Below are 11902 nucleotides of genomic sequence, written 5' to 3'. Positions count from 1 at the left end.
CAGACATGTCCGTAGCAACCGCATCGAGTCCTTGGTACAGGCACCTTTGGCCATGGATCATCATTGGCATTCTTGCCTGCTCGATCACCCTGACCCTGTCGATGGTGATCATCGCGGTGAATAACCCGGACAACCTGGTCAACGACAATTATTACGAAGCCGGTAAAGGCATCAACCGTTCGCTGGATCGCGAGCTTCTGGCACAAGACCTCAAGCTGCGGGCGACAGTCCACCTGGATGAGGTGACTGGCGAAGCAGACCTGCACTTGACCGGGGACAGCCAGCCGCAAACGGTTGAGCTCAATCTGATCTCGCCCACCCAGCCCGAGAAGGATCGCAAGATCGTGCTGACCCACAGTGAATCGGAATCGGGCCGTTACGTCGGGCAGTTGAACGACAAGGTGCAAGGCCGTCGTTTTGTCGAGCTGCTGGGGGTGGAGAATGGCCGAACCTGGCGGATGTTCGAGGAAGAAAACGTCATTCATGACAAGGATTTGCTTCTGGGTGACGAAGCGATTCAGGGTGCGGAAGATGGGAAGCAGTGAACCTGACTCATTCACCCACTAATCCAATGACCCAACCCACCCCCTGTTATCACTGCGCCCTGCCCGTCCCGCCTGGCAGCCGATTCACCGCAGTGATTCTGGGGCAAACACGTGAGCTGTGCTGCCCCGGATGCCAAGCGGTGGCACAGGCCATCGTCGCTGGCGGGCTGGAAAGTTACTACCACCATCGCAGCGAACCCTCGTCCAATCCAGAGAGTCTTCCTGCACAACTGACCGACGAACTCCTGCTATACGACCGCCCGGACGTACAGGCGCCGTTCGTGCGCCATGACGAGGCGTTCGCCGAAACCACGTTGATGATGGAAGGCATCAGTTGCGCTGCTTGCGGTTGGCTGATAGAGCGCCACTTACGCGCGTTGCCGGCTGTCGCCGAAGCGCGCTTGAATCTGTCCAATCATCGCCTGCACATACGCTGGGCGCAGAGTGAACTGCCGCTGAGTCAGGTGCTCAGCGAACTGCGCAGCATCGGCTACGTCGCCCACCCGTACCAAACCGATAAAGCGACCGAACGACTGGCAAACGAAAACCGTCTAGCCCTGCGCCAACTGGGTGTAGCCGGCCTGCTGTGGTTTCAGGCGATGATGGCCACCATGGCAACCTGGCCCGAATTCAACATCGACCTCAGCCCGCAAATGCACACCATCCTGCGCTGGGTCGCAATGTTTCTGACCACCCCTATCGTCTTCTACAGTTGCGCCCCTTTCTTCAAAGGCGCGATGCGCGACTTGCGCACCCGACACCTGACCATGGACATCTCCGTGTCGCTGGCCATTGGCGCGGCGTACCTGGCCGGAATCTGGACTGCCATCAGTGGCGTGGGCGAACTGTATTTCGACGCGGTGGGGATGTTTGCCCTGTTCCTGCTGACCGGCCGCTATCTGGAACGCCGGGCCCGCGAACGCACCGCCGCTGCGACCGCGCATTTGGTCAATCTGCTGCCAGCGTCGTGCCTGCGGCTGAACAGCGACGGTCAAGGCGAACGTATTCTGCTCAGCGAGCTGCGTCTGGACGATCAGGTGCTGGTGCATCCAGGCGCTGTTTTGCCTGCCGACGGCAAGATCATCGACGGCCACTCCAGCATTGATGAATCCCTGCTGACCGGCGAATACCTGCCACATTCGCGCACCGTGGGTGATGCCGTCACCGCCGGGACGTTAAACGTCGAGGCCGCGCTGATTGTGCAGGTCACAGCCCTAGGCCACGACACACGGCTAGCGGCCATTGTGCGCCTGCTGGAACGCGCACAATCGGAAAAACCCCGGCTTGCGCAAATCGCCGATCGGGCCGCGCAATGGTTTCTGTTGGCCTCGCTGATCTTTGCTGTCGCCATCGGAGTGCTCTGGTGGCAACTCGACCCCTCGCGCGCCTTCTGGATTGTATTGGCGATGCTGGTCGCGACCTGCCCCTGCGCGTTGTCACTCGCCACACCTACCGCGCTGACGGCGGCCACGGGCACCCTGCACACACTCGGCCTGCTGCTGACGCGCGGTCATGTGCTCGAAGGGTTGAATCAGATCGACACGGTCATTTTCGACAAGACCGGGACCCTGACCGAAGGCCGTCTGACATTACGCGCCATTAAACCGCTGGCAACCTTGAGCAGCGACGACTGCCTCGCCCTTGCCGCCGCCCTGGAAAATCGTTCCGAACACCCGATTGCCCACGCGTTTGGACGTGCTCCGGTGGCCGCTGACAAGGTCATCAGCACACCCACCCTGGGGCTGGAGGGACACGTTGCAGGCCGCCGATTACGCATCGGCCAAGCTGCTTTTGCCTGTCAGCTCAGCGGCTGTCCTGTTCCGGCGATGCCTGATGAACCAGGGCAATGGCTGTTGTTGGGTGACGATCAACAAGCGCTAGCCTGGTTCGTGCTGGACGACCACTTACGTGATGATGCCGCGGCCCTGGTTAAGGCGTGTAAAGCACGGGGGTGGAACATACTGCTGCTGTCCGGCGACAGTTCGCCGATGGTTGCCAGCGTGGCAGCGCAGTTGGGCATTGGCGACGTGCGCGGTGGGCTGCGCCCCGATGACAAACTGGCCATCCTTGAGCAACTGCGCGCCGAGGGTCATAAGGTGTTGATGCTTGGCGACGGGGTGAACGATGTCCCGGTGCTCGCTGCCGCCGATATCAGCGTGGCCATGGGCTCGGCCACCGATCTGGCTAAAACCAGCGCCGACGCTGTCTTGTTATCCAACCGCTTGCAGGCACTGGTACAGGCGTTCAGTCTGGCGCGAAGAACCCGCCGTATCATCGTCGAAAACCTGCTGTGGGCCGGACTCTATAATGGCCTCATGCTGCCATTCGCCGCGCTTGGCTGGATCACCCCCCTTTGGGCTGCGGTGGGGATGTCAATCAGCTCGCTGACCGTGGTGCTCAATGCGCTGCGCTTGACACGTGTGAAGGGGTCTGCAGCCCTCCCCTCCATCAATCACAGCCGTGCGCTGCCAACATGAGCACACCACGGATTTTGGAGGCCTTATGCCAGCGCTTTACATCATGATTCCCGTTGCGCTGCTGATCGTTTCCATCGCCATTTATATCTTCTTTTGGGCTGTGGACAGCGGCCAATACGACGACCTCGACAGCCCGGCGCACAGCATCCTGTTCGATGATCAGGACCCCAATCATCAAGCAGGTGTGGATGAGGCGTCTGGCAAAACCAGCCCTCCTGCCGAAGAGAAGCGACCTCATGATTGAGCTGCTGCCATTGCTGGCCTCGGCCATCATCCTTGGCTTGCTCGGCGGTGGTCATTGCCTGGGCATGTGCGGGGGCCTGATGGGAGCGCTGACGTTGGCGATTCCCAAGGAGCAACGCAGTCGTCGCTTTCGTTTGCTGCTCGCTTACAACCTGGGGCGCATCCTCAGTTATACCTGCGCCGGTTTGTTGATCGGTTTGGCAGGCTGGGCAATCGCCAATAGCCCCGGCGCAATGCTCATGCGTGTGATCGCTGCGTTGCTGCTGATCGCCATGGGGCTGTATCTCGCCGGTTGGTGGAGCGGCTTGACCCATGTCGAAAGCGCGGGCCGCGGCCTGTGGCGCCATATTCAACCCGTCGCCAGCAAACTGCTGCCGGTGTCCAGCGTGCCTCGCGCCCTGCTGCTCGGCGCGTTATGGGGCTGGTTGCCGTGCGGGTTGGTTTACAGCACGTTGCTGTGGGCGGCGAGTCAGGGCAACGCACTTTACAGTGCGCTGCTGATGCTCGCGTTCGGGCTTGGCACCTGGCCGGTGTTGCTGGCAACCGGGCTCGCGGCCGAGCGCACCACGGCCTTATTACGCAAGCGCGGCGTTCGTGCGGCGAGCGGACTATTGGTCATTCTGTTCGGCCTCTGGACACTGCCCGGCCCGCATCGACATTGGTTGATGGGGCATTAGATCAGCGTCTGCCAAAGGCGTTGAGCGAGGCGTCAGACAAATGGCGCGCCCCCATCCTACAACCATTGACCCAAATCACCTTTTGCCCATGTCTCGCTCCCTAAACTGGCGCCACTGCTAGCCTTTTTCGGGAATACCCGCATGCTCGACGACCTTCGTTGGGACTCTGATCTCATCCACCGTTACGATCTGGCGGGGCCTCGCTACACGTCTTACCCCACCGCCGTGCAATTTCATACGCAGATCGGCGCCTTTGATTTACTGCATGCGTTGCGCGACAGCCGCAAAGCCCTGCGTCCTTTATCGCTGTACGTACACATCCCGTTCTGCGCCAACATTTGCTACTACTGTGCCTGCAACAAAATCATCACTAAGGATCGCGGCCGTGCGCAGCCTTATTTGCAGCGCCTTCAGCAGGAAATCCAGCTACTCGCCTGTCATGTCGATTCAAAGCAAGTCGTTGAACAACTGCATTTTGGCGGCGGCACACCGACCTTTTTGAGCCACGTAGAATTGCGCCAGCTCATGGGCCATCTTCGTCAACACTTCACCTTGCTCGATGACGATTCAGGCGACTACGGCATCGAAATCGACCCGCGCGAAGCCGACTGGTCGACCATGGGCCTGCTACGCGAATTGGGCTTCAACCGTGTCAGCCTTGGTGTGCAGGATCTCGACCCGACGGTGCAGCGTGCAATCAACCGTTTGCAGAGCCTGGAAGAAACCCAAGCCATCGTCGACGCCGCGCGCACCTTGCAGTTTCGTTCAGTGAACATCGACCTGATCTATGGGCTGCCCAAGCAAACGCCGGAAAGCTTTGCCCACACAGTCGATGAAATCATCGCCCTGCAACCGGATCGGCTTTCGGTGTTCAATTACGCGCACCTGCCTGATCGTTTCATGCCCCAGCGGCGCATCAACAGCGCCGACCTGCCTGCGCCAGAACAAAAACTGCAGATGCTCAAACGCACTATCGAACAACTGACGGGCGCAGGTTATCGCTACATCGGTATGGATCACTTCGCGTTGCCCGACGACGAACTGGCAATCGCCCAGGAAGAGGCTACGCTACAGCGCAATTTTCAGGGCTACACCACCCATGGTCATTGCGACCTGATCGGTCTCGGTGTGTCAGCCATCAGCCAGGTCGGTGACCTTTACGCGCAAAATAGCATCGACTTGAATGACTATCAAAACCTGCTGGCCAGCGACCAACTGGCAACCAAGCGTGGCCTATTGTGCAATGACGATGATCGCCTGCGTCAGGCAATCATCCAGCAATTGATTTGCCATTTCAGCCTGGATTTCGGCGCTATCGAACGTACGTTCGCTATCGAGTTTCAGGATTACTTTCGCGAACTGTGGCCGCAATTGCTGACGATGGCCGAAGACGGTCTGATCGACATCGATACCAACGGCATTCAGGTCAAATCTGCTGGGCGGCTGTTGGTGCGTTCTATTTGCATGGCTTTCGATGCATACCTGACAGTACACAACCGTCAACGATTCTCACGGGTGATATAGGAAAAAGTCGCTGCGTTGGTAGGAATTATTTCCGAACCATGAAGGCACGTACTGGTCGAGAGCTTAACCGATGAGGTACCCTCGCCACTTATGTGTGTTTTCTCACAAGGAATTAACCGATGTCTGAGCCACTAAAACTGCGCGCTCATACCCAAGCCCATTGCAAGGATTGCAGCCTCGCCCCGTTGTGCCTCCCGCTTTCGCTCAATCTGGAAGACATGGATGCACTCGACGAAATCGTCAAGCGCGGCCGCCCGTTAAAGAAAGGCGACTTCTTGTTCCGCCAGGGCGATAAGTTTGACTCGGTGTACGCAGTACGTTCCGGGGCGTTGAAAACGTTCAGTCTGAGCGACAGTGGCGAAGAACAACTCACAGGTTTCCACCTGCCCAGCGAACTGGTTGGCCTGTCCGGCATGGATGCCGAAGCGTACCCGGTCTCGGCACAAGCGATGGAAACCACCTCGGTGTGCGAGATACCGTTCGAGCGTCTGGACGAACTGTCGGTACAATTACCGCAACTGCGTCGGCAATTGATGCGCGTCATGAGTCGGGAAATTCGCGACGATCAGCAAATGATGCTACTGCTCTCGAAAAAGACCGCTGACGAGCGAATCGCTACCTTCCTCGTTAACCTGTCTGCGCGTTTCCGCGCTCGCGGCTTTTCCGCCAATCAGTTCCGCCTGAGCATGTCTCGCAATGAGATCGGCAACTACCTGGGGCTCGCTGTAGAAACCGTATCCCGCGTATTCACCCGCTTTCAGCAGAACGAATTGATCGCCGCCGAGGGCAAGGAAATCCGCATCATTGATCCGATTCAGCTGTGCGCGCTCGCAGGCGGTTCACTGGAAAGCTGATGCGCAGGCGTCTGGGCAGGCTTAGACTAGCGCCTTTGGTCGGCCTCCCTGCTCAGGACCCTCTGTGATGATTTTCGATGAATTCAGCTTCAAATCCCTGATCAGCCCGGTCGTTGACTTCCCCAAACCAGGCGTCATCTTTCGTGATATCACCCCTCTGTTTCAGTCGCCCAAGGCTCTACGCCTGGTGATCGACAGCTTCGTCCAGCGTTACATCGAGTCGGACTTCACCCACGTTGGCGCCATGGACGCTCGAGGTTTTCTGATCGGCTCGATCATCGCCTACGAACTCAACAAACCGCTGGTGCTGTTCCGCAAGCAGGGCAAGCTGCCAGCTGACATCCTGTCCGAGGCCTATCAGACCGAGTACGGAGAGGCTTTTCTGGAAGTTCACGCCGACAGCCTGTGCGATGGCGATTCGGTGGTGATGTTCGATGATTTGATTGCGACGGGTGGCACGCTGATCGCGGCGGCCAATCTGATCCGCCGTATGGGCGCCAAGGTATATGAAGCGGCGGCGATCATTGATTTGCCGGAGCTGGGTGGTTCGCGTCGGTTAGAGGACATGTCGATCCCGACGTTCTGCCTGACTCAGTTTGCGTTGACGGATCGATGAATCGGCCTCAAGTCAGGCAAGGCCCCAGAGCGAATCAAGCTTGACTCTGTGTGCGAGCTTGCTCGCACACAGAGTCATATCGATCAGCTATCCAAACTGAGTCAAACCTTCAGCGTTCGCGCCACATGCCCGGCGAATCCATCAATGATGGCTTGTAGAAACGGTCGAGTTTTCTCGCTCAACTTGCCCTGCTCATCGAAGAACGTACCGGCGTTACCTAGATACGCCTCCGGCTGCTGCATGCACAGCACATTCAGAAACACGAACGACTGACGCAAATGCTGGTTAGCACCGAATCCACCAATTGCACCTGGCGATACACTCACGACCGCCGCCGGTTTGGCGCTGCCCCAGGCGCTTTTGCCATAAGGACGCGAGCCAACGTCAATGGCGTTTTTCAGCGCGCCCGGCACGGAACGGTTGTATTCAGGTGTCACGAATAGAAAGCCATCAACGCTCAACAGCTCTTGACGCAAACGCGTGTAAGACGCAGGCGCCGTCTCGCCATCAATGTCTTCGTTGTAAAGCGGCAAATCACCGATTTCGACGATCTTCAGTTTGAGGCTACTGGGTGCAAGCTCGGCCAAGGCGTGAGCCACTTTGCGGTTGATGGAGTCTTTTCTCAAACTGCCGACGATCACTGCAATGGTGTAGACCTGGCTCATGAACATGCTCTCTATCTGATTGATGAACCCACAGTTATAGATGAAAGAAACGTATTCTTCAGCCCGTTATTTTTGTTGATCATCATCGAGCCAGCCGATAATCCATCCTTGCCCCATGGTCACCAAGGCACACCGTTCGTCGCGACTATTTTTTCGGCAGGCAAAAACTACCGTTGAAAACGGCGGTCTGAAGACATGACCGCGAAAAGAGCTACATATCTTTCAGACTTACCTTACCAGCGGCCACGGATTGTCAGCGTGTGATGGTACGATGCGAGCGAAAACGAGCAGTTATTTCCAGAGGTTACAAAGCAAATGGCTTCAGTTCTAGTTGGACAGTTTCATGCCAGAGACGCAGAAGGCCGCGTCTACCCTGTGCATGAGTTCCGGGAATCACAGCCCGTCGAGGCTGGCGGCACGGAGCCTAAATCCACCTATAGGCTGGCCATTGGTGACCGCGTCAATCATCTGGGCGGGGACGAGTTCGAGTTGCTGCAGTCCGGCATCAAGATCACGCGAGTGAGTTGAAAGCGGCATCAGGCGATTAGCCACAAGTGGCAAGCTACTCGATGGCGTTACGGTTTTTTCCGCTTGCAGCTTGTGGCATCAAACGGTCAGCTGACGACACAGTCGTCGAACAACAGATACCAGAAAATCGCGACCTCCTGGCTTATCGGATCGATTGCGCGATACAGCAGATGATCGACACCGCCAACGACAAACCCATAACTTTCATACAACCGACATGCCGCCAGGTTGTTGTTTTGGGTTTCCAGCATGATGCCGGGAAGATTGCGCTTACGGCTCCAGAACTGCGCGACATCAAGCAGTGCGCGGGCTACACCGTTGCGTCTGGCTGGAGCATCCACCGCCAGTTCGTCAATATGAGCGAAGCCGTTCCAGTGGGTGCTGAGGACGATATGCCCGACAGGCTGCTCGCCGATCCAGGCCACGAGCACCATGCTGTCGGCGCGATCCCGGTATTCGCAGAACTCTTCTGAATCGATGCCGTAATTTTTTAGATACGGCTCGACCGAATCAATGCGCCACTGAGCCACCGGCTTGCCGATCTGCACTTTTGCGTATCCGCAGACGGTAAAGGTGAATTCGCTGTTGAGGATGTAGTCCTCAAAACGTTCATCAGCGATGCGAACGCTTAAGGTGGGTATTGCCGATGGAAAGTCAGTCATGTAGGGCCTGCGCCATCTATGAATGGAGACGACATCTCAAGATGTGACACACCAGCACACCAGCACACCAGCACACCGGCCCTCAGGCTGATGCTGCGTCTTGCTGCGCTTCAAGCAATTGCACCCACAGTGCAGGGGCGCCGGCGGACTTGGCGATGATCGCCATGCGTGCCTGGTGCTCGGCCATTTCGCTGTCAGAGGCGCGAATGATCGGGCCTGGCGTGCGGTTCACAATGCGGCGGATCTCGCTCGGACGATCAGCGCCACCCTCACCATCGTTGTTACCCGCCAGCGATAGCGTGGTCTGGCCGCCCGTCATCGCCAGGTAGACGTCCGCCAGAATCTCGGAGTCGAGCAAGGCGCCGTGCAGCTCACGACCGGAGTTGTCGACGCCGTAACGTTTGCACAGCGCATCGAGGCTGTTGCGCTGACCCGGATGACGCTCGCGGGCCATTGCCAGCGTATCGAGCACGGTGCAGTAGGTGGTGATATCAGTGCGGTCGGTCTGACCGATCAACGCGAACTCATTGTTGAGGAAGCCAACGTCGAACGCTGCGTTGTGAATGATCAGTTGCGCGCCTTTGACGAACTCGTAGAACTCGTCGGCCACTTCGGCAAACCTTGGTTTGCCGATCAAAAATTCATCGGTGATACCGTGGACGCCAATCGCACCCTCGTCACTTTCCCGGTCCGGTTGCAGGTACACATGAAAGTGTCGCCCGGTCAGGCGCCGACCGATCAGCTCGACACAACCGATCTCGATCACGCGGTGGCCGTCAGTCACAGGCATACCGGTGGTTTCGGTATCGAGCACTACTTTTCGTTCAAGGATATTTTGTACAGTCATTGCTTACCGCCTCAGCTCCAGGCGCGAATCTTAGCATGACTGAATCAGGTATCGACCCTGTGGAGCGCGCAGGGTCAAGCACGCTACAAAGCAGATCATCAGCCGCGCTTTATCCCGCGCACTTCATCGACCCCGCGATTGGCCAGTTGGTCGGCCCGCTCGTTGCCGGGATGGCCGATGTGGCCGCGAACCCATTGCCAAGTGACTTTGTGGCGATTGACCTGTTCGTCCAGCAGTTGCCAGAGATCAGCGTTTTTAACGGGCTCTTTGGCCGCTGTTTTCCAACCGCGCTTCTTCCAGTTAGGCATCCATTCGGTGATGCCTTTCATCACGTACTGCGAGTCGGTCACCAGCGTCACTTCGCAGGAACGCTTCAATTCTTCAAGACCACGAATGGCACCTGTCAGCTCCATGCGGTTATTGGTGGTGTTGGCTTCGCCACCCCACAACTCCTTCTCCACACCTTTACACACCAGCAACGCACCCCAACCACCTGGACCAGGGTTGCCTTTACAGGCGCCGTCGGAGAAGAGTTCAACGGTTTCACTCATGACAACGTTTCCACAATTTAGGAGGCTTCTCGCCTTTTATGACCAGACCTTCAGGGCTCTGGGCTGCGCCGGTTGACCTTGGCCATCGGCAGCGGTAGCAGTTTGCCCATTGGCTCGCGACGCGGCATGCGCAGAGGGCGCAATCCGACCACCAGTTTACGTGCCACCAGCACGTAAAAGCCGCCACCGGGGCTTTGCCAGCCATCGCCCAGACGCTCAAGACCGGCCAGACGGTGCTGCCAGGTTGGCGAAGCAAGCGGCGGACGATAGCACCCGAAGCGGCGTTTCTCCAGCGCGAAGCCCAGCAGATTCAGCCAGTCGCCGACCCGTGACGGCGAAATGCAGCGTGCCCGGCGCAAAGCGTCATGGGCGAAGAAATGGCGAATCCCCCACGCGCTCCATGGGTTGATCCCGACAATCAACAAATGCCCGCCGGGCCTGACGCTGCTGGCGGCCTCGCGCAGCAAGCCATGGGGCGAAAGACAGAAATCCAGACCGTGCTGCATCACCACCACGTCGGCGGCGTGCTCACTCAACGGCCAAGCCTGCTCTTCGCAGACAATCTCAACACCCGGCAGCGGTGCTCCGAGACGCACGTTACGCTGAACCTGTTTGGCCGCTGGCGGGTTTTCTGCTGAAGGTCCGTAATGCACCAGATAACCTCCGAAGAAACGCTCGAGCTCTTCTTCGAGCACCCGCCGCTCTTCGTCCAGCAACAATTGCCCCAGTGGTCCGGACAGCCATTCACGCGCCGCACTGATCAGCTCAAGCCATTCGGGATCGGCTTGGGCAAACGCTTCATCGGTCATTTCCGGTCTCCATGAGGGATCTCGCGAGAGGTACTCGCCTGGAAGTTACTCAGACTCTAAGATGCATCTTTGTTTCCCATCAAGCGAACCGCGCCATGATACAGATTCAAGCCCTGCCCGCTTTCAGCGACAACTACATCTGGTTGTTACAGGACATGACCAGCAAACGTTGTGCGGTGGTCGATCCGGGCGATGCCGAGCCGGTATTGACATGGCTTGCGCACAACCCCGAGTGGCGTTTGACCGACATCCTGGTGACCCACCACCACGCCGACCACACCGGTGGCGTCGAACAACTCAAACGCGTCAGCGGCGCCAGGGTCTATGGCCCCGCAGCCGAAAACACGCCGGTACGCGACGTATCCCTGGCCGATAACGATCAGCTCACCGTACTCGGACTGACGTTCACCGTCTATGCGGTACCGGGCCACACCCTCGGGCATATCGCCTTCTACCATGCCGACTCCAGGACGCCGCTGCTGTTCAGTGGCGATACGCTGTTCGCCGCCGGATGCGGGAGGCTGTTTGAAGGCACGCCCGAACAAATGCACCATTCCCTCAGTCGCCTGGCTGAACTGTCCGACAACACCCTTGTTTACTGCGCCCACGAATACACATTGAGCAACCTGCGCTTTGCAGTGGCGGTCGAGCCGAACAATCCAGACGTGATCCAGCGCTTTGAGCAAGTAACACAGTGGCGCCACGAAAACCGCATCAGTCTGCCTTCCAATTTAGCCCTTGAACGTAAAACCAATCCATTTCTGCGCGCTGATGTACCAGCGGTCAAAAAAAAAGCAGACGAACGGAACGGCGCAGACAATTCAACGCCTGTAGCGGTTTTTGCGGCCTTGCGCGCCTGGAAAGATAAGTTCTAAAGAAGCAGTCAATCAGTACAAAAATTCTG

At 57.9% G+C, this 11902-nt stretch carries 14 protein-coding genes; 9 read left to right on the top strand and 5 right to left on the bottom strand.

Annotation, left to right across the window (positions count from 1 at the left end):
* Nucleotides 1-5: 5 nt before the first annotated feature.
* From VGC62_RS18495 to VGC62_RS18465, 7 genes are all read left to right on the top strand, one after another.
* On the top strand, nt 6-545 hold the full coding sequence (locus VGC62_RS18495) for a FixH family protein (RefSeq protein ID WP_331188527.1): 540 nt from the start codon (nt 6-8) through the stop codon (nt 543-545).
* Nucleotides 546-571: 26 nt separating this feature from the next.
* Nucleotides 572-3022 carry a heavy metal translocating P-type ATPase gene (locus VGC62_RS18490; protein WP_331188619.1) on the top strand — a complete coding sequence of 817 codons (2451 nt, stop codon included), beginning with the start codon at nt 572-574 and terminating at the stop codon, nt 3020-3022.
* A gap of 25 nt (nt 3023-3047) precedes the next feature.
* Nucleotides 3048-3266, top strand: a complete 219-nt coding sequence (ccoS, locus tag VGC62_RS18485; protein WP_331188526.1) for a cbb3-type cytochrome oxidase assembly protein CcoS — start codon at nt 3048-3050, stop codon at nt 3264-3266.
* A complete protein-coding gene (locus tag VGC62_RS18480) occupies nt 3259-3942 on the top strand; it encodes a sulfite exporter TauE/SafE family protein (RefSeq protein ID WP_331188525.1) in 684 nt (227 codons plus the stop codon). The genes ccoS and VGC62_RS18480 overlap by 8 nt, the downstream gene beginning before the upstream one ends.
* Nucleotides 3943-4083: 141 nt before the next feature.
* On the top strand, nt 4084-5466 hold the full coding sequence (gene hemN, locus VGC62_RS18475; protein WP_331188524.1) for an oxygen-independent coproporphyrinogen III oxidase: 1383 nt from the start codon (nt 4084-4086) through the stop codon (nt 5464-5466).
* Between the two features lie 119 nt (nt 5467-5585).
* The gene (gene fnr, locus VGC62_RS18470; protein ID WP_331188523.1) at nt 5586-6320 is read left to right on the top strand and encodes a fumarate/nitrate reduction transcriptional regulator Fnr; all 735 of its coding nucleotides are present in this window, start codon (nt 5586-5588) and stop codon (nt 6318-6320) included.
* A gap of 67 nt (nt 6321-6387) precedes the next feature.
* Nucleotides 6388-6936: an adenine phosphoribosyltransferase gene (locus VGC62_RS18465; protein WP_331188522.1), complete on the top strand. Its 549-nt coding sequence runs from the start codon at nt 6388-6390 to the stop codon at nt 6934-6936.
* Nucleotides 6937-7037: 101 nt separating this feature from the next.
* On the opposite strand, the gene VGC62_RS18460 is transcribed toward VGC62_RS18465, so the two are convergent.
* Entirely contained in the window at nt 7038-7601 is a 564-nt protein-coding gene (locus VGC62_RS18460) for an NAD(P)H-dependent oxidoreductase (RefSeq protein WP_331188521.1), read from the bottom strand.
* 315 nt (nt 7602-7916) lie between these two features.
* Between VGC62_RS18460 and VGC62_RS18455 the strand changes: the two genes are divergently transcribed.
* Complete coding sequence (locus VGC62_RS18455; protein ID WP_331188520.1) at nt 7917-8129, top strand: hypothetical protein; 213 nt, start codon at nt 7917-7919, stop codon at nt 8127-8129.
* An 86-nt stretch (nt 8130-8215) separates the two neighbouring features.
* Here the strand turns inward: VGC62_RS18455 and VGC62_RS18450 are convergent, their stop codons facing one another.
* From VGC62_RS18450 to VGC62_RS18435, 4 genes are all read right to left on the bottom strand, one after another.
* The gene (locus VGC62_RS18450; protein WP_331188519.1) at nt 8216-8791 is read right to left on the bottom strand and encodes a GNAT family N-acetyltransferase; all 576 of its coding nucleotides are present in this window, start codon (nt 8789-8791) and stop codon (nt 8216-8218) included.
* A gap of 82 nt (nt 8792-8873) precedes the next feature.
* Nucleotides 8874-9638: a DNA polymerase III subunit epsilon gene (gene dnaQ, locus VGC62_RS18445; RefSeq protein WP_331188518.1), complete on the bottom strand. Its 765-nt coding sequence runs from the start codon at nt 9636-9638 to the stop codon at nt 8874-8876.
* Between the two features lie 98 nt (nt 9639-9736).
* On the bottom strand, nt 9737-10189 hold the full coding sequence (gene rnhA / locus VGC62_RS18440) for a ribonuclease HI (RefSeq protein ID WP_331188517.1): 453 nt from the start codon (nt 10187-10189) through the stop codon (nt 9737-9739).
* A gap of 50 nt (nt 10190-10239) precedes the next feature.
* Entirely contained in the window at nt 10240-10998 is a 759-nt protein-coding gene (locus VGC62_RS18435; protein ID WP_331188516.1) for a class I SAM-dependent methyltransferase, read from the bottom strand.
* A gap of 95 nt (nt 10999-11093) precedes the next feature.
* Here VGC62_RS18435 and gloB point away from each other — a divergent pair, with 95 nt between their 5' ends.
* Nucleotides 11094-11873 (top strand): hydroxyacylglutathione hydrolase, encoded by a 780-nt coding sequence (gene gloB / locus VGC62_RS18430; RefSeq protein WP_331188515.1) that lies wholly within the window; start codon nt 11094-11096, stop codon nt 11871-11873.
* The last annotated feature ends 29 nt before the right edge of the window (nt 11874-11902 follow it).

The organism is Pseudomonas sp. (genome assembly GCF_036404235.1).
In the GTDB taxonomy this organism is placed as follows: Bacteria; Pseudomonadota; Gammaproteobacteria; order Pseudomonadales; family Pseudomonadaceae; genus Aquipseudomonas.
The sequence above is the reverse complement of the archived record's forward strand: the minus strand, read 5'-3'. Positions and strand labels throughout refer to the sequence as shown.

Excerpts from the sequence above, each read along its gene's own strand:
- VGC62_RS18450 (WP_331188519.1), bottom strand. The coding sequence starts at position 8,791 with ATGACTGACTTTCCATCGGCAATACCCACCTTAAGCGTTCGCATCGCT.
- ccoS (WP_331188526.1), top strand. The coding sequence starts at position 3,048 with ATGCCAGCGCTTTACATCATGATTCCCGTTGCGCTGCTGATCGTTTCC.
- VGC62_RS18460 (WP_331188521.1), bottom strand. The coding sequence starts at position 7,601 with ATGAGCCAGGTCTACACCATTGCAGTGATCGTCGGCAGTTTGAGAAAA.
- dnaQ (WP_331188518.1), bottom strand. The coding sequence starts at position 9,638 with ATGACTGTACAAAATATCCTTGAACGAAAAGTAGTGCTCGATACCGAA.
- VGC62_RS18480 (WP_331188525.1), top strand. The coding sequence starts at position 3,259 with ATGATTGAGCTGCTGCCATTGCTGGCCTCGGCCATCATCCTTGGCTTG.
- VGC62_RS18490 (WP_331188619.1), top strand. The coding sequence starts at position 572 with ATGACCCAACCCACCCCCTGTTATCACTGCGCCCTGCCCGTCCCGCCT.
- gloB (WP_331188515.1), top strand. The coding sequence starts at position 11,094 with ATGATACAGATTCAAGCCCTGCCCGCTTTCAGCGACAACTACATCTGG.
- fnr (WP_331188523.1), top strand. The coding sequence starts at position 5,586 with ATGTCTGAGCCACTAAAACTGCGCGCTCATACCCAAGCCCATTGCAAG.
- hemN (WP_331188524.1), top strand. The coding sequence starts at position 4,084 with ATGCTCGACGACCTTCGTTGGGACTCTGATCTCATCCACCGTTACGAT.
- VGC62_RS18455 (WP_331188520.1), top strand. The coding sequence starts at position 7,917 with ATGGCTTCAGTTCTAGTTGGACAGTTTCATGCCAGAGACGCAGAAGGC.
- VGC62_RS18465 (WP_331188522.1), top strand. The coding sequence starts at position 6,388 with ATGATTTTCGATGAATTCAGCTTCAAATCCCTGATCAGCCCGGTCGTT.
- VGC62_RS18495 (WP_331188527.1), top strand. The coding sequence starts at position 6 with ATGTCCGTAGCAACCGCATCGAGTCCTTGGTACAGGCACCTTTGGCCA.
- rnhA (WP_331188517.1), bottom strand. The coding sequence starts at position 10,189 with ATGAGTGAAACCGTTGAACTCTTCTCCGACGGCGCCTGTAAAGGCAAC.
- VGC62_RS18435 (WP_331188516.1), bottom strand. The coding sequence starts at position 10,998 with ATGACCGATGAAGCGTTTGCCCAAGCCGATCCCGAATGGCTTGAGCTG.